Source organism: Streptomyces sp. NPDC050842 (genome assembly GCF_044456565.1).
In the GTDB taxonomy this organism is placed as follows: Bacteria; Actinomycetota; Actinomycetes; order Streptomycetales; family Streptomycetaceae; genus Streptomyces.
In genome coordinates this window covers 210,509-232,561 of the sequence record NZ_JBITGA010000002.1, presented here as the reverse complement: position 1 = coordinate 232,561, position 22,053 = coordinate 210,509, and the positions used below count along the sequence as shown (strand labels likewise).

Below are 22,053 nucleotides of genomic sequence, written 5' to 3'. Positions count from 1 at the left end.
TCCCTCCCGGGGCGGGTCTCGCCGTCTCACCCGTCGAGGAACTCCGCACACCGGTACGGGCCCAGCACCGCCCCCTGGGCCGGGCGCACACTGACCTCGACCTCGTCCGCCCTGACCTTCGGGTCGAGGACGGACTGGGCGCGCGCCAGCGTGCACACCAGCTGCCCCGTGCCCTGGTCACGCCCCGACAGTGGATACGGGCCGTCCAGGCGGATCGTGACGCGGGCGCCCCTACCGCTCACCGTGTAGCCGCCGAGCTCCTGGACCAGAGAGGTGAGCCCGTCGCGCTGCTCGGCGGGCCCCGGGCCCTGGGCGAGCAGCTTCACGACCGAGTCGAGGTCCTTGACGCGCGTGTCGAGCAGGGGTACTCCGCGCAGGCCGCTGTCCGACGCGTAGTACAGCCGCATCCCGCGCGTCAGCCCCGACGCGGGCTCGCCCGCGCCTATCACCCCGGTCGGCTGGACGCCGCAGCCGGCGAGGGCGAGCCCCGTCGCCAGCACGGTGACCGCGACGCCATGACGGACCTTCACTCCGTGTCCTTCCCGGTGAGTCGCTCGTCCGTACGCCGCAGAGGCAGGCGCAGAGTGAAGACCGCGCCCCCACCCGGCCCGTCCGCCGCGTCGATCGTGCCGCCGTGCAGGCGGGCGTTCTCCAGCGCGATCGCCGTGCCGAGGCCACTGCCCTGCCCGCTGTCGTCGGCCGCGCCGCGCGTGCGGGCCGCGTCCGCCTTGTAGAACCGGTCGAAGACCCGGTCCCCGGCCCCCGGCGGCAGCCCGGGACCGCGGTCGGCGACCTCAAGCGTCACCCACTCCCCGTGCTCCGCGACGGTCGTCCCGAGCGTCACGGTGACCGGCGGGGCCCCGTGCCGCAGCGCGTTCCCCACCAGGTTCGCCACGATCACGTCGACGCGGCGCCGGTCGACCCGCGCCCGTACGCCCTCGACGAGGTCAGTCCGTACCCGATCGGTCCAGCCGCGCAGCGCGAGCGACGCCCGTACGGCCTCGGCGAGATCCGTCTCGGCCGCGTTCAGCCGTACCGCCCCTGCGTCGAAACGAGAGATCTCCATCAGGTCCTCGACCAGCCGGGACAGCCGCGCCGTCTCCGCGCCGACCGTCCGGGCCGCGCGCGCCGCGTCCGGCGGCAGCTGGTCGGCGTCCTCCTCAAGCACCGTCGCCACCATCGTCATCGCCGCGAGAGGCGTGCGCAGCTCGTGCGAGACGTCCGCCACGAACCGCCGCGCCTTCGCCTCCTGCTCGCGCAGCTCCGCGTCGGAGGCCTGGAGCGCGTCGGCGGTGTCGTTGAACGTCCGCGCCAGATCGGCGAGTTCGTCGTGCCCGGTGACGGCGACCCGGCTCCCGAGGTCCCCGGCCGCGAGCTCCCGCGTGGCCCGCCCCAGCTCCCGTACGGGACGAAGCACGGTCCGTGCGGCGAGCAGGGCCAGGACGGCGGCGAGGAGCACCACCGGCAGGACACCCGACCGTACGGAGTCGAGCAGAGCGGCGGTGTCGTCGCGCTCGGCCCGCAGGTCGGTGATGGCGAAGACCTCGAGGCCCGACGTGCGACGGTCCCCGTCGGCGTACGTCACGGGCATGCCGACGACCAGATAGGGCTCGCCCCGCCACATCACCCGCTGGAAACGGGCCCCGGTCCCGGTGCGCACGGCGGTGCGCAGCCCGGTGGTGACGCGGCCCTCGGTGTCGGCGAGCGAGTCGGAGACGGCGACGAGGTCGTGGTAGCGGGCGACCACGATGCGGGCGCCGAGGCCGTCCGAGACCTTCGTCGCGAACCGGGAGAGCGAGCGCTGGTCGGGCGGGACGTCGAAGTCGGCGGCGACCGCCGTGACGCGCTCCCGCAGGTCGTTCACGGCGGTGTTCTGGGTGCGCTGGAGAACGGCGGTGCGCGCGTCCCGGTAGGCGAGCGCGGTCGCGGTCACGGCGCTGAGGAGCGCGACGACGACGAAGGCGACGACGAGCCGGGTACGCAGCCCGCCGACGAGCCGGCTGCGCACACCGCGGGCCGGCCGCCGGGACCGTCGGCTCACAGCGGCCCGAAGCGGTAGCCGAAGCCGCGCACGGTCTGTACGTACCGCGGTTTCGCCGGTACGTCCTCCAGCTTGGCCCGCAGCCGTCCCACCGCCGCGTCCACCAGCCGTGAGTCGCCCAGGAAGGTGTGGTCCCAGACGGACGCGAGGAGCTGCTCGCGGCTGAAGACCCGGCCGGGGGAGGCCGAGAGCTCCAGGAGGAGGCGCAGCTCGGTGGGCGGCAGCGCGATCGGGGCGCCGTGCTTGGTGACGGTCAGGCCCGCGCGGTCGATGACCAGACCGGCGGGGTCGGCCGCCGCGCCCCGCACCGGAGCGGAAGGCTCCGCCCGCCGCAGCGCGGCCCGGATGCGGGCTTCGAGGACGGGCGCGGTGACCGGCTTGACCACGTAGTCGTCGGCGCCCGCCTCCAGGCCGGTCACGATGTCCAGGTCGTCTCCGCGCGCGGTCAGCATGATGACCGGCAGGGTGGTCGTCCTGGCGCGGATCCGGCGGCACACCTCGAAGCCGTCCATGCCCGGCAGCATCAGGTCGAGCACGGCCAGCTCGACCTTCGCACCGCCCGGGCCGTCCAGCAGGGCGAGGGCCTGCTCGCCGGTGGCCGCCGTGTCGACGTCGTACCCGTGCCGGCGCAGCACGAGCTCCATTCCGTCCCGTACGGACGCGTCGTCCTCGATCAGCAGTACATGCGGCATGGCATCGATTATGAGCACGCCGACGAGTGATCCGGTGCCGCGGAAGGGCGCGGATACGCAGGTCGGGGGCATTGTTACGTTCTCATCATGTCGCCATGGACAGGCCATCACGTGGCGTGGCGAGGGTGGAGCACATGAACCCCACGACGACTTCCCGTGCCACGGCCCGGCTGCGCATCGCCGCCCTCGCCGCGCTTCCCGTCCTCTTCTTCTCGGCGGCCTGCGGCGGCGGTGGCGACAGCGCCGACGCCGACGGCGCGAAGAAGGGCGAAGAGATCGCCTCCGTGCCGGACACCCCGTCGGCCTCGCGCACGGCGGGCGGCGGCGCCGCCCCCACCACCGCGCCCGCCGGGAAGAGCGCCTTCTACGACGCCCAGCTGAAGTACGTCCAGTGCATGCGCGTCAAGGGCGGCTACAAGGACTACCCGGACCCGAAGCTCAGCGGGCACCTCGACTGGACGAAGATCGAGGAGATCTCGTCCCGGCCCGGTCAGAACGAGGCGGCCAAGGGCGGCAAGGACGGCGTCTGCGCCCCCGAGCTCCAGCGGGCCATGCTGGCCGAGCCCAAGCGCGACCAGCAGAAGGACTACGAGTCGATGCTCGCGCACGCCAAGTGCATGCGGGACAACGGCGTCTCCCGCTTCACCAACCCGACCATGAGCGGCGGCAACGCCCAGCCGGGCGGCGACCCGAACCCCGCCTCGCCGAGCATCGACCAGGATTCGCCGACGTACAAGCAGGCCCGCGAGGCGTGCAGGACGAAGCTGCTCGACGGTCTGGACGGGATGCAGTGAAGCGTCGCTCCGGCTTCCTCGTACTCGGCGCGGCGACCGTCGCCGCCGCGGTCACCGGGGGCGTCCTCGTCCTCGACCGCGGCGGGGACGCCGACGCGTCCGGCAAGGGCGGGGACCTGCCGCCCGCGACCGCGACCGTCGTGCGCACGGACCTCGTACGGTCCAAGACCGTCGACGGCACGCTCGACTTCGCGCAGCGCCGCACCGTCAAGTCCGCCGTCGAGGGCACCGTCACCGTGGCCGCCCCCGAAGGGAAGACGCTGACCATGGGGGAGGCGCTGTACGAGCTGAACGACAAGCCCGTCACCCTGCTCTACGGGCCGGTCCCCATGTTCCGCGAGATGAAGGCGGGCGACCGGGGCAGCGACGTCCTCCAACTGGAGCGCAACCTCCGGGACCTGGGATGGGGGGCGAAGCTGTACGTCGACGCGCGGTACGGCAAGGACACCGAGGCCGCCGTCAAGGAGTGGCAGAAGTCCCTGAACCGGGAGCCGACCGGCCGGGTCGGCAAGGGCGACGTGGTCTTCCAGCCGGACAAGGTCAAGGTGGTCTCCGCCGACGCGGCCCTCGCCGACCAGGTCGCCCCGAACGGCCCCGTCCTGACGGTCGCCTCCACCCAGCCCGTCATACGGGCACAGCTGGACCAGTCCGACGGGGCGCTCACCTCGCGCGGCACCAAGGTCGAGGTCACCCTGCCGAGCGGGAAGACCGCGGCCGGCCGGGTCGCCGGGACCGTACGCCCCGAGGAGACCGCGCCCGGAGGCGGTGCGGGCGCCCAGGACGGCATCACCGTCGAGGTCGTCCTGGACGGCGGGGTGAGCGCCGCGAGCGGCGAGGACGCCAAGACGTCGGCGAGCGTGAGGTTCGTCAGCGAGGCACGCAGAGGGGTCCTCGCGGTCCCCGTCGAGGCGGTCGTCGCCCTGCGCGGCGAGAACGGCGGCTACGGCCTCCAGGTCGTCCGGGGGACCGGCTCGACGATGGTGCGCGTCGAGACCGGCATGACCGCCGACGGACAGATCGAGGTCAGCGGCCCGGACGTGCGCGAAGGCCTGAAGGTCGGGGTGGCGACGTCATGACACCGACCCCGGCGCCCAGGACGACACCCGTCCCGGTCCCCAGGACGACACCGGCCCCGGTGATCGAACTGAGGGACGCAGGCAAGGCGTACCCCGGTGGCGTCCACGCCCTGCGCGCGGTGAACCTCACCGTCCAGGAGGGCGAACTGCTCGCCGTCGTCGGCCCCTCCGGCTCCGGCAAGTCCACGATGCTCAACGTCATGGGCACCCTCGACAAGCCCACCACCGGCACCGTCCGCGTCGCCGGGTACGACGTGTCCGAGCTCTCCGACTCCCGGCTCTCCGCCCTGCGCGCCCGGCACATCGGCTTCGTGTTCCAGCACTTCCACCTGGCGGCGGGACGCGACGCGGTCGAGAACGTCGCCGACGGCCTGCTGTACGCGGGCGTCCCGGTGAAGGAACGACGCACCCGCGCGCGGGAAGCGCTCGCCCGGGTACGTCTCGACCACCGCCGCTCCCACACGCCGAACGAACTGTCCGGCGGCGAGAAGCAGCGCGTGGCCATCGCCCGCGCCCTGGTGAAGGAGCCCCGGCTGCTGCTCGCGGACGAACCGACCGGGGCGCTCGACACCGCGTCCGGCGAGATCGTCATGGAGCTGCTGCACGAGCTGAACGCGTCCGGCACCACGATCTGCGTGATCACCCACGACAACGAGATCGCCGGCTCGCTGCCGCGCCGGGTGCGCTTCAAGGACGGCGAGATCGTCTCTGACACCCGTTCGGACACCCGCTCCGACGCGTCCGGGGAAGGGGCCGGATCGTGAAACACGACCTCAAGCCCTCCCGCCTCGCTCCCGGAGACGTGCTCCGGGTCGGCGCGGTCGGCCTCCGCGCGCGCCGCGCGCGCGTGGTCCTGTCGGCGCTCGGCATCGCTATCGGTATCGCGACCATGGTCGCGGTCGTCGGCCTGTCCGAGTCGAGCCGCGCGGACCTCATGGCCCGGCTCGACCGCCTCGGCACCAACCTCCTCACCGCGGAGGCGGGCAAGGACGCCATGGGACAGGAGCTCAAACTGCCCAAGAACGCCGTCGCGATGGTAGAGCGCATCGGCCCCGTGCGGCACGCCACGGCCACCGGCGACGTCGACGCCCGGATCCGCCGCAGCGACGTGGTCCCCGAGGAACGCACCGCGGGCGTCACCACCCAGGCCGCGGGCATCGACCTGCTGTCGGCGCTCGGCGGCGAGGTGGCGAAGGGGGTGTGGCTGGACCCGGCCCGTGAGCGGCTCCCGGTCACGGTCCTGGGCGCGGTGGCCGCGGACCGCCTCGGCATCACCCGTACCGGCGAGACGATCATGATGAACGACACGCGCGTGGTCGTCGTCGGCATCCTCGCACCGCTCGAACTGGTCCCCACCCTGGACCGGGTGGCCCTCGTCGGATTCCCGGCCGCCGAGCGCTACTTCGGCTTCGACGGCCATCCCTCCACCGTCTTCGAGCGCTCTACGGACGCCTCGGTCGAGGACGTACGGGCGGTCCTGGCCCGCACCATCAGCCCCGGCGACGAGGGGGGAGTCAAGGTGTCCCGGCCCTCGGACGCGCTGGCCGCCAAGGCCGCCACCGACGAGGGTTTGACGACCCTGATGCTCGGTCTCGGAGCGGTGGCCCTGCTGGTCGGGGGAGTGGGGGTCGCCAACACCATGGTCATCTCCGTCCTGGAACGCCGCCAGGAGATCGGCCTGCGCCGCTCCCTGGGCGCGACCCGCAACGCGATCCGGCTCCAGTTCCTGACCGAGTCGCTGCTCCTGTCGGCCCTTGGCGGCGCGACGGGCGCACTCCTCGGGGCGGCGGCGACGTACGCCTTCGCCCGGGTCCAGGGCTGGACCGCGGTGGTCCCGCCCTGGTCCCTGGCGGGAGGCCTGGCCGCGACGCTCCTGATCGGTGTGATCGCGGGCCTCTATCCGGCGATCCGCGCCTCGCGACTGCACCCGACGGTGGCGCTGAACGCGAGCTGAATGCGAGTTGAACGTGAGCGCGGCGCGCCCCGGCCGATGGAGTCGGCCGGAGCGCGCCACGGGAATCACACGACGCTGATCAGGCGATGTCGAACCGGTCCAGGTCCATCACCTTGTCCCACGCCGACACGAAGTCGGTCACGAACTTCTCCTTCGCGTCGTCGCTCGCGTAGACCTCGGCCAGTGCGCGCAGCTCGCTGTTGGAGCCGAAGACCAGGTCGGCGCGGGTGCCCGTCCACTTGACGGCGCCCGTGGCGGCGTCGCGGCCCTCGAAGACGGTCGCGTCCTCGGACGTCGCCTTCCAGACCGTGTCCATGTCGAGCAGGTTGACGAAGAAGTCGTTCGTCAGGGAGCCCGGGGTGGTCGTGAGGACGCCGTGCTTCGACTGCTGGTGGTTCGCGCCCAGCACCCGGAGGCCGCCGACGAGGACCGTGAGCTCGGGGGCGCTCAGGGTCAGCAGGTTCGCCCGGTCGACGAGCAGGAACTCGGCCGGCAGGCGGTTGCCCTTGCCGAGGTAGTTGCGGAAGCCGTCGGCCACCGGCTCGAGCGCGGCGAAGGACTCCACGTCGGTCTGGTCCTGAGCGGCGTCCACCCGGCCCGCCCGGAAGGGGACCTCGACCGCGACGCCGGCGTCCTTCGCGGCCTGCTCGACGCCCGCGGCGCCGGCCAGCACGATCAGGTCGGCGAGCGAGATCCGCTTGCCGCCGCTCTGCGCGCCGTTGAACGTCTCCCGGATGCCCTCCAGGGTGCGGAGCACCGTGGCGAGCTGGTCGGGGTCGTTGACCTCCCAGCTGCTCTGCGGCTGGAGACGGACGCGCGCGCCGTTGGCACCGCCGCGCTTGTCGCTGCCGCGGAAGGACGAGGCCGACGCCCAGGCGGTGGAGACCAGCTGGGAGACCGTGAGGTCCGAGGCGAGAACGCTGCTCTTGAGCGCGGCGACGTCCGAGGCGTCCACGAGCTCGTGGTCCACCGCGGGCAGCGGGTCCTGCCAGAGCAGGGTCTCGGAGGGGACCTCCGGGCCGAGGTAGCGGACCACCGGGCCCATGTCACGGTGGGTGAGCTTGTACCAGGCGCGGGCGAAGGCGTCCGCGAACTGCTCCGGGTGCTCGTAGAAGCGCCGCGAGATCTGCTCGTACGCCGGGTCGAAGCGCAGCGACAGGTCGGTGGTGAGCATCGTCGGGAGGTGCTTCTTCGACGCGTCGTGCGCGTCGGGGATGATCGCCTCGGCGTTCTTCGCCACCCACTGGTGAGCACCGGCCGGGCTCTTGGAGAGCTCGTACTCGTACTCGAAGAGGTGCTTGAAGAAGTCGTGGCCCCACTGTGCGGGGGTGGTGGTCCAGGTGACTTCGAGACCACTGGTGATCGCGTCGGCGCCCTTGCCGGTGCCGTACGAGTTGGCCCAGCCGAAGCCCTGCGCCTCGAGGGGCGCGGCCTCGGGGTCGTCGCCGACGTTGTCCGCGGGGCCGGCGCCGTGGGTCTTGCCGAAGGTGTGGCCACCGGCGATGAGGGCGACGGTCTCCTCGTCGTTCATCGCCATGCGGCGGAACGTCTCGCGGATGTCGCGGGCCGCGGCGACCGGGTCCGGGTTGCCGTTGGGGCCCTCGGGGTTGACGTAGATGAGGCCCATCTGGACCGCGCCGAGCGGGTTCTCCAGCTCGCGGTCACCGGTGTAGCGCTCGTCGCCGAGCCAGGTGGTCTCGGGGCCCCAGTAGACGTCCTCGTCGGCCTCCCACACGTCGGCACGGCCGCCGGCGAAGCCGAAGGTCTCGAAGCCCATCGTCTCCAGGGCGACGTTGCCGGTGAGGATCATCAGGTCGGCCCAGGAGATGTTCTGGCCGTACTTCTTCTTGACCGGCCACAGCAGGCGGCGGGCCTTGTCCAGGTTGCCGTTGTCCGGCCAGCTGTTGAGCGGCGCGAAGCGCTGCTGGCCCGCGCCGGCGCCACCGCGGCCGTCGCTGATGCGGTACGTACCGGCGCTGTGCCAGGCCATCCGGATCATGAGCGGGCCGTAGTGGCCGAAGTCGGCGGGCCACCAGTCCTGCGAGGTGGTGAGCACCTCGGCGATGTCCCGCTTCACGGCGGCGAGGTCGAGGGAATTGAACGCCTCGGCGTAGTCGAACTCCGCGCCGAGCGGATTGCCCACGACGGGGTTCGTGGCGAGGATCTTCAGGTTGAGCCGGTTCGGCCACCACTGGCGGTTGCCGCCGCCCTGGGTCGGGTGCGCGGCGCGGGTGTGCGCGACGGGGCAGCCACCGCCGCCCTCCGTCTTCGCGTCTCCGACGATTGCATCATGGTTCTCAGACATGCGGAATCCTTCCGGACCTGGCGGATCACAGTGCTCAGGAAGCGTGACGACACGCGCGGGATGGTCCGTCACGTCGCCGTCTCCCGCCGTGCTGGAGTCTTCCTGTCCCTTGGCCATCAACAGAACAGATCCTACGATGGACGTAGTCCAAGTCAAGAACCCCGCCAAATACTGTCCGACGGCTGGCGCGCCGAAGAGGTGAGTAGACATGAGTGACCTGCTCGAGCGACTGCGAGCACGAGGCTGGCGGATGACATCCCAGCGACGTGTCGTCGCGGAGGTCCTGGCCGGCGACCACGTACACCTCACCGCGGACGAGGTGCACGCCCGGGCCGTGGCCCGGTTGCCCGAGATCGCGCGGGCGACGGTCTACAACACGCTGGGCGAGCTGGTCTCGCTGGGGGAGGTGGTGGAGTTCTCCACGGACGGGCGGGCGAAGCGCTACGACCCGAACGCGCACCGGCCGCACCATCATCTGGTCTGTTCGGACTGCGGCATCATCCGTGACGTCCACCCGACGGGCGACCCGCTGGCCGTCCTCCCGCCCGCTGAGCGGTTCGGTTTCACGGTGTCGAAGGCCGACGTGACGTACCGGGGGCTCTGCCCGGCCTGCTCCTGAGCGAGCGCCCGGAAACGAAAGGAGCCCCTCTGCCGGTGTCCGGCGGAGGGGCTCCTCTCGTGTGCTGCGCGGTGACTACTTCAGGACCGCGAGGGCCTCGGCGTAGCTGGGCTCCTCGGCGATCTCGCCCACGAGCTGCGCGTGCAGGACGGTGTCGTTCTCGTCGAGGACGACGACGGCGCGCGCGGTCAGACCCGCCAGCGGGCCGTCCGTGATCTCCACGCCGTAGTTGGTGTGGAACTCGCGGCCGCGGAGCGTCGAGAGGTTCTTGACGTTCTCAAGACCCTCGGCGCCGCAGAAGCGCGCCTGGGCGAAGGGCAGGTCGGCGGAGATGCAGAGCACCACCGTGTTCTCCAGGTCGCCGGCCTGCTCGTTGAAGGCGCGGACGGAGGAGGCGCACGTCGGGGTGTCGACGCTCGGGAAGATGTTGAGGACCTTGCGCTGACCGGCGAAGTCCTTGAGCGTCTTGTCCGCAAGACCCTCGGCGACGAGGGTGAAGTCGGGGGCCTGGCTGCCGGGGGTCGGCAGGGCGCCGTTGACCTGCACCGGGCTGCCCTTCAGCGTGACCTGGGCCATGGGGAATCTCCTTCGGACGGTGTGAGTGGCAACGCGGGGAATCGTACGGCGTGTGGACCTTGGGGAACGACACGGGCCGCCGGTGCGGCCCTGGGGGCGGGTTGCGAGCGAGTCATCCGCAAGGTTCACGTATGTGAACAACCGTGCTCGCCAGGTGGGTCCTTATGGCGTCCGATCGGGCTGTGTCGGTCGCACCACAGGCCTTGACGGCAATGGTTCAGACCTTTAGGTTCCCGATTCGACAGCCGTCCCCCGTTCACATACATGAAGAAGGGGTAACTCCTTGTCCAGATGGCGCGTTGAATCCCGTACGGCACACATCCGAAGGCGTTCGCTGCTCGCCGCACCCCTGTTGCTCGCCGCCCTCCTCGCCACCCTGGTCACCGGGTCCGCCGGCGGCCGCGCCGAAGCGGCTCCCGCGACCTTCGTCCACCCCGGCGTTCTCGTCTCGCGGGGCCAGCTCGACTTCACCCGGGAGAAGGTCAACGCCGGGGCGCAGCCCTGGAAAGCCGCCTTCGACCAGATGATGGCGAGCAAGTACGCCTCGCTGTCCCGCGTCCCCAGGCCCCGCGCGGTGGTGGAGTGCGGCTCGTACTCGAACCCCAACCTCGGCTGCACCGACGAGCGCGAGGACGCCATCGCCGCGTACACGCTCTCCCTGGCCTGGTACATCACGCGCGACGGCCGGTACGCCCAGAAGGCCATCGAGATCATGGACGCCTGGGCCGGCGTGATCACCGACCACACCAACTCCAACGCGCCGCTGCAGACGGGCTGGGCGGGCTCCTCCTGGCCCCGCGCCGCCGAGATCATCCGCTACACCTCCACCGCCTGGCCCCAGGCCCGCGTCGACCGCTTCAAGACGATGCTGCGCACGGTCTACCTCCCCGAGGTCACGAACGGCTCCCACTCCAACGGCAACTGGGAGCTCAGCATGACCGAGGCCGCGATCGGCATCGCCGTCTTCCTGGAGGACCGAGCCGCCTACGACAAGGCGGTGGGCAAGTTCCGCGGCCGCGTCCCCGCGTACATCTACCTCGCGAGCGACGGCGCGCTCCCGAAGGGGGCGCCCGGCAGCGGCCTCGACACCCGCGACGAGCTCGTCCGGTACTGGCAGGGGCAGACCACCTTCGTCGACGGACTCACCCAGGAGACCTGCCGCGACCTCACCCACACCGGCTACGGCCTGGCCGCGATCTCCGACATCGCCGAGACGAGCCGCATCCAGGGGCAGGACCTCTACCCCGAGGTCGCCGACCGGCTGCGCCACGCCCTCGGCCTCCAGGCCAAGTACGAGCTCGGCGAGCCGGTCCCCGACTGGCTCTGCGGGGGCACCCTCCACGACCACCTGGGACCGGTCACCGAGGTCGGCTTCAACGCGCTGCACCACCGCATGGGGTACGCGATGACGAACACGCAGAGGCTCACCGAGACCAACCGTCCGGCGGGCACGAACAACCTCTTCGTGGCCTGGGGGACGCTGACCCACGCCGCCAACCCCCGCTGAGCACGCCCCGAGAAAGCCCTGAGTACGCGCTGAGTACCCGCGTCCGTCTCTGAGTACGGCACACAGCTCCTCGACGGGCGCGGGACATGCGACAGTAATCCGACGGAGCCGGGGGGCTCCGCGAGTGAGCGCGGGGGGCGAGGATCGTGGATCTCTTCGACGGTGAGCTGGGCGGGCGGGACGACAACCATGCGGACGTCGGGGGCAGCTGCTCCTGGGTCACCGTGGTGATCGTCGGCTTCCTGGTCCTGGTCGTGGTGCTGGCGAACTGGCTCTGGGACCAGCTGCACCGCCTGATCTGACCCGACGCCACCGCCACCGACCCGCCAAGGAGCAGTACATGGCCCGCCTCCGTCCCGCTGCCACGCCCGACGGGACTCCCGCCAAGGACGCCTCGGACCTCGACAGCGTGAGGGCCTGGTGGAAGACGCTCGGCGGCGACGGGTTCGTGGTGCTTCCGCCGCCGACCCGCAGCCGCTACACGCAGTCCGACGGCCACGAGGACGCGGCCGAGTTGCGCGCCGTGCGGGGACTCGCCACGAGCACGTCCTTCGCGTACTGGCACTGGCAGGCGCATCAGGCCTTCGACCGCTCCGGCGCGCTGAAGAGCGAACTGATGCTGTACTGGGGCGGTGACCACGCGGCGGTCGCCGCCGGCCTCGGGGACGGACCGGCCGGCTTCCGGGTCGTCGACGGAGGCCCGCAGGGCGCTTTCCGGCTGGACCGGGTGACACCCCGGGACGGTGCGGGGCTGCCGGACCCGGCGGACCCGGCCGGGGTGCGCCAGTTCCTCGCCGCGCTCGACGAGCCGGTCGACCGCACCCGACTGCCCTTCCTCTACCGGCCGTTGACCGCCGCCGAGGCCGCGTGGCTGCACGACCGTCTGCATGACCCTCTGGACCCGTCCGGCACCGCCCGCTTCGTGGTCTCCCTGGAGCGGCGGGACGCCCTCACCGTCGAGGAGACGCGACGGCTCCTCGACGTGTGGACGGAGCGGTACGCCGACCGGCTCGCCGACTGGGACGCCTGGCGCGCGGCGCTCCATGCCCTGCTCCGTCACGACCACGAAGAGGCCTGGGACCTCGTCGCCTCCCTCGGCGCCCGGGCGGCGGACGTCCTCGGCGAGGTGCCGTCCGAGCGGGGCCTGGCCGTCCTTCGGGACCTCGCCGTCCCGGGGGACCTCGGGCGCGCCGGCGACCGTGCCACGATCACCGCGTGGCTGACGGCGCACCGGGCGGTGCGCGAACCCGACCCCGTACGGGCCGCGGCCGAGCTGGCCGCCGAACTCGCCGAGCACGGCGCCTCGGAGGCGGCGATGCGCGCCCTCGCGACCGCCCTCACCAGCGCCGTCACGGCCGACCGGCGGCGGGCGACCGGGGCGGACCACGCCACCGGCCGCCTCTTCGACGCCCTCGCGGCGGTCCGGTTCAGCACGGACGAACGGCTCCCGCGCGAGCTGCGCGTGGCCATCGCGGGGCTCGCGCGGGACCACGTCGACCACGTCCGCGAGGAGGCCGTCCGGCTCGGCCCCGCGTACACCGAAGCCACCGGCACCGACACCGCCGACGCGCTGGCCGCCGCCGACCGCTACGAGGCCGCCCGCGACGAGCTGCTCGCCGGAACGGGCCCCGACCTCACCCTCGGCGAGGGCGTACTGCGCCGCGACTGGCACCGCTACCGGACCCTCACCGCCGCCGACGTCCGGTGGCTGCGGGCCCAGGTGGCCGACCCCGGCACGGGTGTCCAGGGACTCGCGTACTGCCTCGAACTCCTCCTCGCCCACGGCGTGGCCACAGGGGCCGAGGTCGAGGCGCTCCTGCCCCGCTGGAAGAAGGACCTCACCAAGCGGTACCGGACCACGTACACCGAATGGCGCCACCCGCTCGTCACCCTCACCTGCCTGGCCCTCGACCTGGACCACCCGGCTGCCGCCGCCCTCACCGCCTGGTGGAGCAAGCCACGGCCCGCCTGGAAGAACGACCTCCGCCCGCTCACCCACCTCGGCGCCCCCGACGAGGCCAAGGCAGCCGAACTGTGGGACTTCGTCATCTCCGGCGCCCACGACGTCGGCCAGCTCATGACGTGGGTGCTGCTCCGGGCCCGGCTCGACGGAGAGGCCCCCGTGCTCGTCGCCGACCGGCTGCTGGGCACACCGGGCATCCGCGCCTACGTCCTGGAGCGGGTCCTGATCGGCGTCGCCGACCCCGCGCAGCCCCTGTGGCACTACGCCGTCGACCCGCGCAGCCGGGCATGGTGGCGCCGCGCGCAGGAGGTCGCGGACCATCCCGGACTGTCCGCGGAGGCCCGCGCGATCGGCCTGCGCACGGCCCGCGACCACCACCTGATCCGCTACCCCGACGAACTGCGCCCCGCCCCGACCGAGGCCGAACTCGCGGCGGCCCGAGCCTGGATCGCCGCGCACGCCGCGCACGCCGCAGACTGACGAGCCGTCGCGGTGCTCGTCAGGGAGCCGGACCCGCTCGTCAGGAGACGGACCTGCCGAAGAACTCCAGCTCCGCGACGGCCACCTGCCTGCGCGGGTCGGCGCGCCACGCCGTACGCAGCACGAGACGCACCGACAGCGCGTCGCGCACCCGCAGGTCGACGCGCTGGGTGCCGCCGTCGTTGATGAGGTGGTGCGAGACACGCGTCTCGCCCGACGCGTCCTTGACCACGAGATCGAAGGTGCGCGGGGTCGCCTGCCCGTCCGCCTGTGTCGTGTTCTTCGAGCTTCCGGGGGTGACCAGCACGCTCAGCAGATCGGTCGGCTCGGCGAATCCGGCCTCCAGGTACTGGCCGGCCGAGTCGCCCGCGTATCCCGTGCCCCACCAGGTGTTGGAGTACCCGTCGCCCGCCAGCCTCGAGTTCTGCTTCGGCGCGGAGTGGGAGGCCGCCCAGGTGACGGGGTGGACCGGGACACGGGTGGCGAAGTGGTCCTGGACCGCGCGCGCGGCGGGCGGGCCGCCGACGACACCGCCGACGACCACGGCGACGACCGCCGTCGCGATCAGGGCGCGGGCGATCCAGCGGCCCCGGTCGCGGTTGAGCCCGGGACGCCGTCCCGCGTACGGGCCCTCGGCCGTGGAGAGCCGCTCGGGGACCATGGGCGTCGCGCAGTACCGGCAGAAGTGACGGCCCGGAGTGTTCGCGAGCCGGCACGCCGGGCACGGGGTGCCGCCCTCGACCGGAGCGGGCGCGACGGCCGTCCTCGCCGCGGGCCGCGCGGCCTCGGGGCGTGCGGGGAGCACGGGCGCGGCGACGGCCGGCTCCGCGGGGCGGTTCCCCGGGACGGGGACGAGGAGGGAGCGCGCGACCGTGTCCGAAGCCCGGGCGGACGCCTGCCGCGCCTCGGGTACGGGGGCGGGTGCGGCCGCAGGTACGGGCACGGACTCCGCGCGGGACGGGTCCACGGCGGGCAGCGGGGCCGTGACCTCCTCGGATCCGGCAGCGGGCGCGCCTTCCCGGACGTCCCGCACCTCCGGGTCCGGTCCGGCCGCGGCGGGCGTCGGCTCCTCCCGGTCCGGGACGGCGGCGTCAGGCGTCGCGGCGGAAGCGCCGGCGGAGGGCGTCGTCGCCGCCGGGGCGTCCCAGCGGAGGAACGCCCCGCAGCTGTCGCAGAACGACTGGTCGGCCGCGCGGACCGGGCTCGCGCAGTCCGGGCAGGGGCGGGACAGGGGCGCGTCACTCATGGGGTTCAGGCTCCTTCGGAAGTACGGGAAGTGGTCACCGAGACCGTGAACGGCAGGTGCGCGGGGCGGGCCGCGCCCACGACCGCGCGCAGGCGGTGCGGGTCCACCGCGGCCGGGTCGGCGACCCGGAGGACGACATGCAGCCCGGCCTCGGGCGACCCGGGGAACGCGCCGAGCGGGCGGGCCGACCAGCTCGCGCCACCGCTCTCGGTGATCTCCGGCGGGACGCCGAACGCGAGCCGGACCGCTGCCGCGAGACCCTGCCGGGTGCCGCGGACCCGGTGCAGTGCCACGGCCGAGGCGACCGCGTGGCGGCGCAGCGGAAGCGGCTCCGTGCCGTCCAGTTCCGCGCCCACCCAGGTCGCGAGGTAGTCCACGAAGTCGGCGGGGGCGAGCGCGGGCGAGAAGTACGCCTCCAGCGAGTCCAGGACGGTGAACAGCGGAGCGAGGACCACGTCGAGGCCGGACACGAACCGCTGCCCGAAGTCGTCCTCGGCGTAGACGGCGGGCAGCGCCGCCCCCAGCGGGTACGGCGTCGCGAGCCCCGGCACCGTACCCCGCGCCGTACCCCGCGCGGACCCGCTCACCGCGCCTCGATCACACGCACGCGGTGGTCGAACGGGAAGAGCAGCGCCGACGGCGCCAGCTCGATCCGGTCCGTCGTGTCGCCGCGCCGGCCCGTCAGCGGATCGGCCGGATGCAGCAGGACCTCGTCCACCAGCTCCACGCCCGGCACCCGCTGGAGCGCCGCGAAGACCTCCCCGGCCCGCAGCGGGCGCCCGAACGGCCAGCCCTCGCCGTGCGCCCCGCCCGTCAGCGGGTCCAGGTACGCGTACAGCGTGTCCAGCGCCTCGGCCCGTACGCGCTCCGCCTCGGCCGCCCGGAAGGAGTGCAGCGTCGCCACCACCGTCACCCCCTGGTAGAACGGCGGCCCCACGGCGAGCCGGGTGCCCAGCGGGCGCCGCTCGTCCAGGAATCCCGTCACCCGGGACAGGAGTTCGTCGCCCGGCACGAGCTGCTCGAACCGCAGCCGCCCGCCCCGGTCCGGCACCGCCTGCGGGACCACCAGGACCCGGACCGCGTTCTCGCCGGCCTCGGCCGTGTCCGCCGCCAGACAGGCGATCCGCGCCGCCTCGGGCGCGGCCCGCCGCGCCAGCTCCTCGTAGTCGCGGGCGGTGACCGCCCGCTCCTGCGCCCGCAGGGTGATCGGCGCGCGGGCCTTGGCCTCCTCGACGGTCTCCCCGTCGACGCCGCCACGCGCCGCCTCGCGATTCTCGACCCGCGCGATGTACGGGATGGAGCTGCGGAGCACGGTGATCGTGGAACGGGCCACATTGCCCGCTCGGCCGCCACCGGTCCCGTACCGGGCCGCGCGGATCGCCGCGCCCTTCGGCGGCACGGCCCCGAACTGCCGCAGGGTGCCGTCCGGTTGGCGCACGCACGGGCCGAAGGCGACCTCGCCGGTCGTCGCGTCCAGCGTGTAGTGCCGGTCGCCGGGGCGCGAGGAGGCGAAGTCGCGGACCACGGTCCACTCCTCCCAGCCGCCGTCGGGATCCTCCTCGTCCGTGGCCCCGCCCGTCGCCCGCTCCGCGACCTGGAGCAGCAGCGGCGGGCGGTCCACGACCGGCGCGTGCGCGAGCCGCACCCGCTGCCCGGGGACGCCCTCGGACTCGCCGAGCTGCTCGCTCCGCACCGTCTCGGCGTGCGCCGCGCGGACCGTGCCGCCGATGGTGAACGCGCCCGCCGCCCGCACGGTCGGCGACTCGCTGTAGGACGGCAGCCCCTCGACGGCGTCCACGACCCGGCACCGCACCCAGCCCGCCGCGTGCCCGCCGAGCCGCGAGACCGCGTGCCCGGACGGCATGTGCAGCACCACCTCGCCCGGCCGGTTGAGCCCGCCCGTGGTGTCCTCGTCGACCTCGCACGCCGTCCATCCCTCGGCCGCCGTCCACGCCTCCCACACGAGCGGAGGCCGGCGCGGGTCCACTCCGACGCCGTCGACACGGCTGTCCAGGTCGAGGACGAGCACGCAGTCCGGCACGGCAGCCGAAAGCCCGAGGAGCAGCAGATCGCCGACGCGCGGCAGAGGAGAGAATGCGGCGACGTCATCGCCGCCCCGGAGGTCCTGCGAGCGGTCCTCGGGCGTGCCTCCCGCCTCCTGCCGCAACAGGTGCGTCAACTCGCAGGGCACGACAGTCAGATCGGAGCTCGTCGCGAAGACCACGGCCTCCTCCGTCTCCGTACGCCCCGTGGAGACCTCCGTGCCGGCGGGCAGCAGCACCGGCTCGGGCTGCGGCGCGGAGAGCCGGAAGGTGATCTCGGCGCGGGCGGCGGCGGGCGGGAACAGCGTCACGCCAAGGAGGTCCAGGAAGGCCAGGTGGTTCTTCTCCGGGACCCGGTTGAGGCGGTAGACGAGCTGGTCCGCCATGTGCGCGACGGCCTCCACCAGAGTGACGCCCGGGTCCGAGACGTTGTGGTCGGTCCACTCGGGGCACGCCTGCTGGATGTAGCGCTTGGCGTCGTCGACGAACTGCTGAAAGCGGCGGTCGTCGAGATGGGGTGCGGGCAGGGCCATGGGTGGCTCTTTCAGTCCTCGGAGGGGATGACGTAGAAGGGGAAGACGAGATTGCGCGGATTGTTCGCGCCTCGCACCCGGTAACGGACGTCGATGTACAGGGTGGTCGGGTCCGTGGGCGCGGGCGCGACCGTGACGTCCTCCACCTCGATGCGCGGCTCCCAGCGGTCGAGCGAGGACATCACCTCGTACCGGACCCGGCCCATCGTCGCGTCGTTGACCGGAGAGAACACCAACTCGTGCACCGCGCAGCCGAATTCGGGCCGCATCGGCCGCTCGCCCGGCGCCGTGGCGAGCACCAGGCGCATCGACTCCTCGATCTCGCGATCGCGCCGGACGAGGGCGATGGAGCCGCTCGGACCGGTGCGCAGCGGGAAGGCCCAGCCCGCGCCGACGAAGTGCTCACTCATGGGTCGGACCTCCTCAGATCAGCGGCAGGGCCGCGGCGACGGGGTTGAGCAGCGGGGGCGTCGAGGTATTGAAGGCCAGGGTGTTGACGGCGACCTGGGTCACCGCCGAGACCTTGAACTTCATCCCGGCCTTGATCTCCACGCCGCGCCCCGCGTCGAGGGTGATCAGCCCCTTCGCGGAGAGCGTCAGATCGGTCCCCGACTCGACCGTCACGCCCCGGGCTCCGGAGATCGTGACCGTCCCGTCGCTGTCGATGGTCAGGGTCGTCCGGGCCTCGTTCAGCTCGACGCTCAGTCCCCCCTTCGCGGTGCGCAGCCGGATGCCGTGCGACGCGCGCGTCCGGCCGCCCTCCTCGCGCAGCTCCACGGTGTGACCGGTACGGGACGTCAGGGCCCGCCACTGGACCCGACCGCTCGTCGGATCGACCGGCGGTACGCGGTCGGTGGCCGGGGTGTGCCGGTCGACGCCGTTGTACAGCCCCGCCAGGACGTAGGGGTGCTCCAGCGACCCCCGGTCGAAGGCGCACAACACCTCGTCGTCCACCTCCGGCAGGACGAGACCGCCGCCCCCGCGCCCGCCGAGCTGGGCGACCCGGCACCAGCCGCTCTCGTACGTCGCCGACAGCCACGGGAAACGCAGCCGGACCCGGCCGAGCGACAGCGGGTCCTTCGTGTTCGTGACCAGCGCCACCGCGACGCCCGGCATGGGCGGCGCCGGCTCGCCGCCGCCGGAGGCCGTCCCGTACAGCGAACGGAACTGCCGCCCGGACACCGTCAGCCAGGTGGTGAACTGCCGCCCCGACGCGAAGACATGGCGCACCCCGGTCGCGGTGTAGCGCCCCTCGAAGGGGAAGCCCGCGCCCTTCACGGCCACCGGCTGCCCCGGCTTCAGAGCGGGGTTGCCGGTGACGGCGACCTCGACCTCCGCGAACGAGCCGGTGACGTCGTCCGCGAGCGCGGCGGCGGCCTGTGCCACCTCCGACTGCGTGGTGAACGGCGTGCCGGTCGCGGCGAGTTCCGCCGGACCGAAGGGTGCGACGAGCTGCGCGGGAGTGATGTCGGAGACGATGTCCCGGCTCGCCAGGGCAGGGGTCGGCGAGGCCAGCGCCTGCTTCGTACGGGGATCCCAGCCCCGCACGTCGACCTTCCCGACCTGCCCGGCGGCCGTCACCGAGACCCGGCTGTGCAGCGTGTTGGAGCCGAAGTCCAGGACGTACGGGCTCTGCGCGGCCGGCGTGGTGTCGGCCGGTGCGGAGGACGCCGGGGGCAGCGCGGCGAAGACGAGCCGGCCGGCCGGGTCGAGCGAGAGCCGGACGTCGTTCTCGCGCGCGAGCCGGGACAGGAAGTCCCAGTCGGTGATGTTGGGTTGGGTCGCCAGCTCGTACACCGTCGGGGTGGCGTCGACCTTGCCGAGCGGGATCCGGTTGAGGGCGGCGAGCTTCCGGACGATGTCGGAGGCGGTCATGTTCGGGTAGCCCTCGACGCGCCGGCTGCGCAGGAGCCGGTGCCCGGGGTCGTAACCGCGCACGATCAGGTACCGCCCGTGGCCGGGTGACGCGTCCACCTCGACGGCGGTGACCTCCCCGGTGAGCATGGGCTCGCCGAGCCGCCCGTCGGTGAACGGCGACAGCACCGCCATCGCGCCGACCTTCAGGTAGGGGAACTTCGCGGTGAGGATGCCGTCCTTGTCGCTGAACGTCAGCTGGAAGGCGGACGGGACGTTGACGCTCGCGTCCACCCAGCCCTCGGTGAGACGGACCGCGAGCGGGTCCGGGAGGGGCGTGCCGTCCAGCTGCACGTGCAGGACGGTCGTGAAGGTCTTCTCGCTCATGAGGTGCCCTCGGTCTCCGGCGTTTCGGTGGTGGAAGGGAGCAGCAGTTCCGTGCCGGGGCGCAGCCGCATCGGGTCGTCGATGCCGTTCGCCTCGGCGATGACCCGCCAGCGGGTCGCGTCGCCGTACTCCCGCCAGGCGAGAGAGGCCAGGGAGTCCCCGGCGACCGTGCGGTGCACACGCCGGGCCGAGAGCGCGCCCGAGGTCGGGTTCTGCCCCTTGGTGGCGGTGGAGACCTCGGTGAGCGAGAGCGCACACGTGGCGCGGATCGGAATGCCGCTGGGGCTGAAGAGGGTGTACGTCGCGGAGACGGAGGTGACGTACGCGACGAACCGCACCGTCGAGAACGACCCCCAGGAGAACTTCACCCACGGCGGCGACGGCGCCTTCGCGCTGATGCTCTGCTGGGTCACCTCGCAGCAGGACAGCAGCAGTTCCACCTGCTGCTGCACGTCGTTGGAGGTCGGGTCGCCGGAGCGGTCGAGGAAGACCTCCAGCTGGAGCTGGGCCGGCTGGCTGCCGGTGAACTTCGGCGGCGCGCCCCGCGTGTACGCGACGGCCGGCTCGGTGTGCCAGTTCGCGGACCGGCTCAACTGGAGCTGGTCCGGGTTGAACTGGAACTTCACCTCGCCCAGCCTGCCGCCGATGGAGCCGCCGAGATCGGTGGGCGGCTGATGGATGGCGAGCGAGGCGCGCGACAGTCCGCGCGCGGCCAGGGCGCCCAGGAGGCCGGCCATCTCAGGCGCCTCCCGCGTCGGTGAACCCGTGGTGCGCGATCTCCAGGGTCTCGGTGGCGACGGCCGGGCTCGCCGGGTCGAGCGTCGGACCCGTCCAGCGGACCGGCAGCACCTCGACCAGACCCCACTGGGCGACGATCGACCCGTCGGCGCGCAGGGCCGCGATCTGCGCCGTCGGACGGGTGATGCCCGTGGCCAGGGACGAGATCCAGGCGGCCACCTTGGCGGTGTCGGCGGTGAGGGGGCGGGTGAGGCGGATGGTGGAGAAGGTCACGCGCGTGGGCAGCTGCCAGACGAACCCGTTGATGCCGCCCTCCTGGCGCTGCTCCACCTCGACCTCGGAGGCGAGGCCGTCGCAGCCGTTGAACAGGCCGAGGTCCTGGCCGTCGATCGTGAGCTTGAAGAAGACGGTGGATGCGGGGTCCTGCTGCGTGGGCATGGTGGCGGTTCTCTCGGTAGTTCGGTCGGGGTCGGGCGGTGGCCGCGCGGTGGCTGGGGAGGTGGCCGGGCCGGCGAGGTCCGGTCAGTGGCCGTGGTCCCGGAGACGGCCCACCCGTTCGCGGTCGGCGCGGAGCTCCGCGCGGAGGAGACGGGAGAGCGGGGTGACGAGCCGACGGGCCAACTCGTCGAGTTGCGTGGGTGATTCGCTGTCGGTGGGGGAGGGTGGGGCGGCGGCCGGGGTGGTGGCGCTGCGCTGCACGGTGGGCGGCCCGGGGGCGGCGGTGCGGGTGACCGTGGTGGCGCGGGGGGCCGGCCGAGGAGCGGGGGCTTGAGCGGGGGCGGGTGTCGCGGGAGGGACGGGCGGATCGGTCACGGGAGCGCTCTGACGCTGGATCGACACGGGTCGGGCGACGGGCTGCGCGGCGGCGGGCGGGCCGATCGGCACGACGGGCCGTGGGCTGACGGCGGGAGCCGGGGCGGCGCTGCGCTGGACGGTGGGGGCGGGCGCCGGTGTGACGAGGGGAACGGCGGGGAGCGGCGCGGAAAGGGGCGCGGCCGCCGCGCGGTGGCCTGGTCCGGTGCGTACGGCGGGGACAGTGGGGACGGTGGGGGCGCTCGCGGGGCCCGGGAGGTTCGGGGCGAGCGGCCGGCCGGAGGCGAGCGGACGTGCGGACCGGCGCTGCACGGTGGGTGCCGTGGCCCGGGGGAGGTCGGTCACGGTGACGAGAGGGGCGGGCGCGGGGGTGGCGCGGGGCGCGGTGGGGCTGGTCCGCGACGGGGCCGGTGCTGGTACTGGTGCCGGGGTG

Annotated in this window: 21 protein-coding genes; 8 read left to right on the top strand and 13 right to left on the bottom strand. The window is 73.2% G+C overall.

What is annotated here, in order from left to right:
- Positions 1-26: 26 nt before the first annotated feature.
- Genes ACIBG6_RS06305 through ACIBG6_RS06295 form a run of 3 tightly spaced genes read right to left on the bottom strand, consistent with a single transcriptional unit; the run spans position 27 to position 2,733 of the window.
- Positions 27-530 carry a hypothetical protein gene (locus ACIBG6_RS06305; protein ID WP_399221391.1) on the bottom strand — a complete coding sequence of 168 codons (504 nt, stop codon included), beginning with the start codon at positions 528-530 and terminating at the stop codon, positions 27-29.
- Positions 527-2,041, bottom strand: coding sequence for an ATP-binding protein (locus ACIBG6_RS06300; protein WP_399221390.1), 1,515 nt, complete (start codon positions 2,039-2,041; stop codon positions 527-529). The genes ACIBG6_RS06305 and ACIBG6_RS06300 overlap by 4 nt, the downstream gene beginning before the upstream one ends.
- The gene (locus tag ACIBG6_RS06295) at positions 2,038-2,733 is read right to left on the bottom strand and encodes a response regulator transcription factor (protein WP_399221389.1); all 696 of its coding nucleotides are present in this window, start codon (positions 2,731-2,733) and stop codon (positions 2,038-2,040) included. Before ACIBG6_RS06295 ends, ACIBG6_RS06300 begins: the two co-directional genes overlap by 4 nt.
- A gap of 134 nt (positions 2,734-2,867) precedes the next feature.
- On the opposite strand from ACIBG6_RS06295, the gene ACIBG6_RS06290 reads away from it, so the two are divergent.
- From ACIBG6_RS06290 to ACIBG6_RS06275, 4 genes are read left to right on the top strand one after another with little or no spacing between them, the layout of a single operon-like run.
- Complete coding sequence (locus ACIBG6_RS06290) at positions 2,868-3,527, top strand: hypothetical protein (RefSeq protein WP_399221388.1); 660 nt, start codon at positions 2,868-2,870, stop codon at positions 3,525-3,527.
- Positions 3,524-4,603 (top strand): peptidoglycan-binding protein, encoded by a 1,080-nt coding sequence (locus tag ACIBG6_RS06285; protein WP_399221387.1) that lies wholly within the window; start codon positions 3,524-3,526, stop codon positions 4,601-4,603. The genes ACIBG6_RS06290 and ACIBG6_RS06285 overlap by 4 nt, the downstream gene beginning before the upstream one ends.
- Positions 4,600-5,367, top strand: coding sequence for an ABC transporter ATP-binding protein (locus ACIBG6_RS06280; protein WP_399221386.1), 768 nt, complete (start codon positions 4,600-4,602; stop codon positions 5,365-5,367). Before ACIBG6_RS06285 ends, ACIBG6_RS06280 begins: the two co-directional genes overlap by 4 nt.
- Positions 5,364-6,557: an ABC transporter permease gene (locus ACIBG6_RS06275; protein WP_399221385.1), complete on the top strand. Its 1,194-nt coding sequence runs from the start codon at positions 5,364-5,366 to the stop codon at positions 6,555-6,557. The genes ACIBG6_RS06280 and ACIBG6_RS06275 overlap by 4 nt, the downstream gene beginning before the upstream one ends.
- 79 nt (positions 6,558-6,636) lie before the next feature.
- Here ACIBG6_RS06275 and katG read toward each other — a convergent pair whose 3' ends face one another.
- Positions 6,637-8,862 (bottom strand): catalase/peroxidase HPI, encoded by a 2,226-nt coding sequence (katG, locus tag ACIBG6_RS06270; protein ID WP_399221384.1) that lies wholly within the window; start codon positions 8,860-8,862, stop codon positions 6,637-6,639.
- A gap of 208 nt (positions 8,863-9,070) precedes the next feature.
- Here katG and ACIBG6_RS06265 point away from each other — a divergent pair, with 208 nt between their 5' ends.
- Positions 9,071-9,481 (top strand): Fur family transcriptional regulator, encoded by a 411-nt coding sequence (locus ACIBG6_RS06265; protein ID WP_399221383.1) that lies wholly within the window; start codon positions 9,071-9,073, stop codon positions 9,479-9,481.
- A gap of 75 nt (positions 9,482-9,556) precedes the next feature.
- Here the strand turns inward: ACIBG6_RS06265 and tpx are convergent, their stop codons facing one another.
- Entirely contained in the window at positions 9,557-10,057 is a 501-nt protein-coding gene (tpx, locus tag ACIBG6_RS06260) for a thiol peroxidase (RefSeq protein ID WP_399221382.1), read from the bottom strand.
- 319 nt (positions 10,058-10,376) lie between these two features.
- Here tpx and ACIBG6_RS06255 point away from each other — a divergent pair, with 319 nt between their 5' ends.
- The 3 genes from ACIBG6_RS06255 (at position 10,377) to ACIBG6_RS06245 (ending at position 14,007) form a co-directional block, all read left to right on the top strand.
- On the top strand, positions 10,377-11,564 hold the full coding sequence (locus ACIBG6_RS06255) for an alginate lyase family protein (RefSeq protein ID WP_399221946.1): 1,188 nt from the start codon (positions 10,377-10,379) through the stop codon (positions 11,562-11,564).
- A gap of 146 nt (positions 11,565-11,710) precedes the next feature.
- Positions 11,711-11,866 carry a hypothetical protein gene (locus ACIBG6_RS06250; RefSeq protein WP_399221380.1) on the top strand — a complete coding sequence of 52 codons (156 nt, stop codon included), beginning with the start codon at positions 11,711-11,713 and terminating at the stop codon, positions 11,864-11,866.
- 38 nt (positions 11,867-11,904) lie between these two features.
- Positions 11,905-14,007 carry a hypothetical protein gene (locus ACIBG6_RS06245; protein WP_399221378.1) on the top strand — a complete coding sequence of 701 codons (2,103 nt, stop codon included), beginning with the start codon at positions 11,905-11,907 and terminating at the stop codon, positions 14,005-14,007.
- 40 nt (positions 14,008-14,047) lie between these two features.
- Here ACIBG6_RS06245 and ACIBG6_RS06240 read toward each other — a convergent pair whose 3' ends face one another.
- The 8 genes from ACIBG6_RS06240 to ACIBG6_RS06205 form a co-directional block, all read right to left on the bottom strand.
- A complete protein-coding gene (locus ACIBG6_RS06240) occupies positions 14,048-15,253 on the bottom strand; it encodes an NADase-type glycan-binding domain-containing protein (protein ID WP_399221377.1) in 1,206 nt (401 codons plus the stop codon).
- Between the two features lie 5 nt (positions 15,254-15,258).
- Entirely contained in the window at positions 15,259-15,840 is a 582-nt protein-coding gene (locus ACIBG6_RS06235; RefSeq protein ID WP_399221376.1) for a phage tail protein, read from the bottom strand.
- Positions 15,837-17,828 (bottom strand): putative baseplate assembly protein, encoded by a 1,992-nt coding sequence (locus tag ACIBG6_RS06230; protein WP_399221375.1) that lies wholly within the window; start codon positions 17,826-17,828, stop codon positions 15,837-15,839. Before ACIBG6_RS06230 ends, ACIBG6_RS06235 begins: the two co-directional genes overlap by 4 nt.
- 11 nt (positions 17,829-17,839) lie before the next feature.
- Positions 17,840-18,238, bottom strand: coding sequence for a GPW/gp25 family protein (locus ACIBG6_RS06225; protein ID WP_024759521.1), 399 nt, complete (start codon positions 18,236-18,238; stop codon positions 17,840-17,842).
- 13 nt (positions 18,239-18,251) lie between these two features.
- The gene (locus tag ACIBG6_RS06220; protein ID WP_399221374.1) at positions 18,252-20,069 is read right to left on the bottom strand and encodes a VgrG-related protein; all 1,818 of its coding nucleotides are present in this window, start codon (positions 20,067-20,069) and stop codon (positions 18,252-18,254) included.
- Positions 20,066-20,806 carry a LysM peptidoglycan-binding domain-containing protein gene (locus ACIBG6_RS06215; protein WP_399221373.1) on the bottom strand — a complete coding sequence of 247 codons (741 nt, stop codon included), beginning with the start codon at positions 20,804-20,806 and terminating at the stop codon, positions 20,066-20,068. The genes ACIBG6_RS06220 and ACIBG6_RS06215 overlap by 4 nt, the downstream gene beginning before the upstream one ends.
- Before the next feature lies 1 nt (position 20,807).
- Positions 20,808-21,245, bottom strand: a complete 438-nt coding sequence (locus tag ACIBG6_RS06210; protein ID WP_399221372.1) for a phage tail protein — start codon at positions 21,243-21,245, stop codon at positions 20,808-20,810.
- Positions 21,246-21,329: 84 nt separating this feature from the next.
- Positions 21,330-21,965, bottom strand: coding sequence for a hypothetical protein (locus ACIBG6_RS06205; protein ID WP_399221371.1), 636 nt, complete (start codon positions 21,963-21,965; stop codon positions 21,330-21,332).
- Between the last annotated feature and the right edge of the window lie 88 nt (positions 21,966-22,053).

What these genes read in the sequence shown, in the direction of transcription:
- ACIBG6_RS06295 (WP_399221389.1), bottom strand. Translation starts at nt 2,733, where the DNA reads ATGCCGCATGTACTGCTGATCGAGGACGACGCGTCCGTACGGGACGGA.
- ACIBG6_RS06290 (WP_399221388.1), top strand. Translation starts at nt 2,868, where the DNA reads ATGAACCCCACGACGACTTCCCGTGCCACGGCCCGGCTGCGCATCGCC.
- ACIBG6_RS06280 (WP_399221386.1), top strand. Translation starts at nt 4,600, where the DNA reads ATGACACCGACCCCGGCGCCCAGGACGACACCCGTCCCGGTCCCCAGG.
- katG (WP_399221384.1), bottom strand. Translation starts at nt 8,862, where the DNA reads ATGTCTGAGAACCATGATGCAATCGTCGGAGACGCGAAGACGGAGGGC.
- ACIBG6_RS06265 (WP_399221383.1), top strand. Translation starts at nt 9,071, where the DNA reads ATGAGTGACCTGCTCGAGCGACTGCGAGCACGAGGCTGGCGGATGACA.
- tpx (WP_399221382.1), bottom strand. Translation starts at nt 10,057, where the DNA reads ATGGCCCAGGTCACGCTGAAGGGCAGCCCGGTGCAGGTCAACGGCGCC.
- ACIBG6_RS06245 (WP_399221378.1), top strand. Translation starts at nt 11,905, where the DNA reads ATGGCCCGCCTCCGTCCCGCTGCCACGCCCGACGGGACTCCCGCCAAG.
- ACIBG6_RS06240 (WP_399221377.1), bottom strand. Translation starts at nt 15,253, where the DNA reads ATGAGTGACGCGCCCCTGTCCCGCCCCTGCCCGGACTGCGCGAGCCCG.
- ACIBG6_RS06230 (WP_399221375.1), bottom strand. Translation starts at nt 17,828, where the DNA reads ATGGCCCTGCCCGCACCCCATCTCGACGACCGCCGCTTTCAGCAGTTC.
- ACIBG6_RS06225 (WP_024759521.1), bottom strand. Translation starts at nt 18,238, where the DNA reads ATGAGTGAGCACTTCGTCGGCGCGGGCTGGGCCTTCCCGCTGCGCACC.
- ACIBG6_RS06220 (WP_399221374.1), bottom strand. Translation starts at nt 20,069, where the DNA reads ATGAGCGAGAAGACCTTCACGACCGTCCTGCACGTGCAGCTGGACGGC.
- ACIBG6_RS06215 (WP_399221373.1), bottom strand. Translation starts at nt 20,806, where the DNA reads ATGGCCGGCCTCCTGGGCGCCCTGGCCGCGCGCGGACTGTCGCGCGCC.
- ACIBG6_RS06210 (WP_399221372.1), bottom strand. Translation starts at nt 21,245, where the DNA reads ATGCCCACGCAGCAGGACCCCGCATCCACCGTCTTCTTCAAGCTCACG.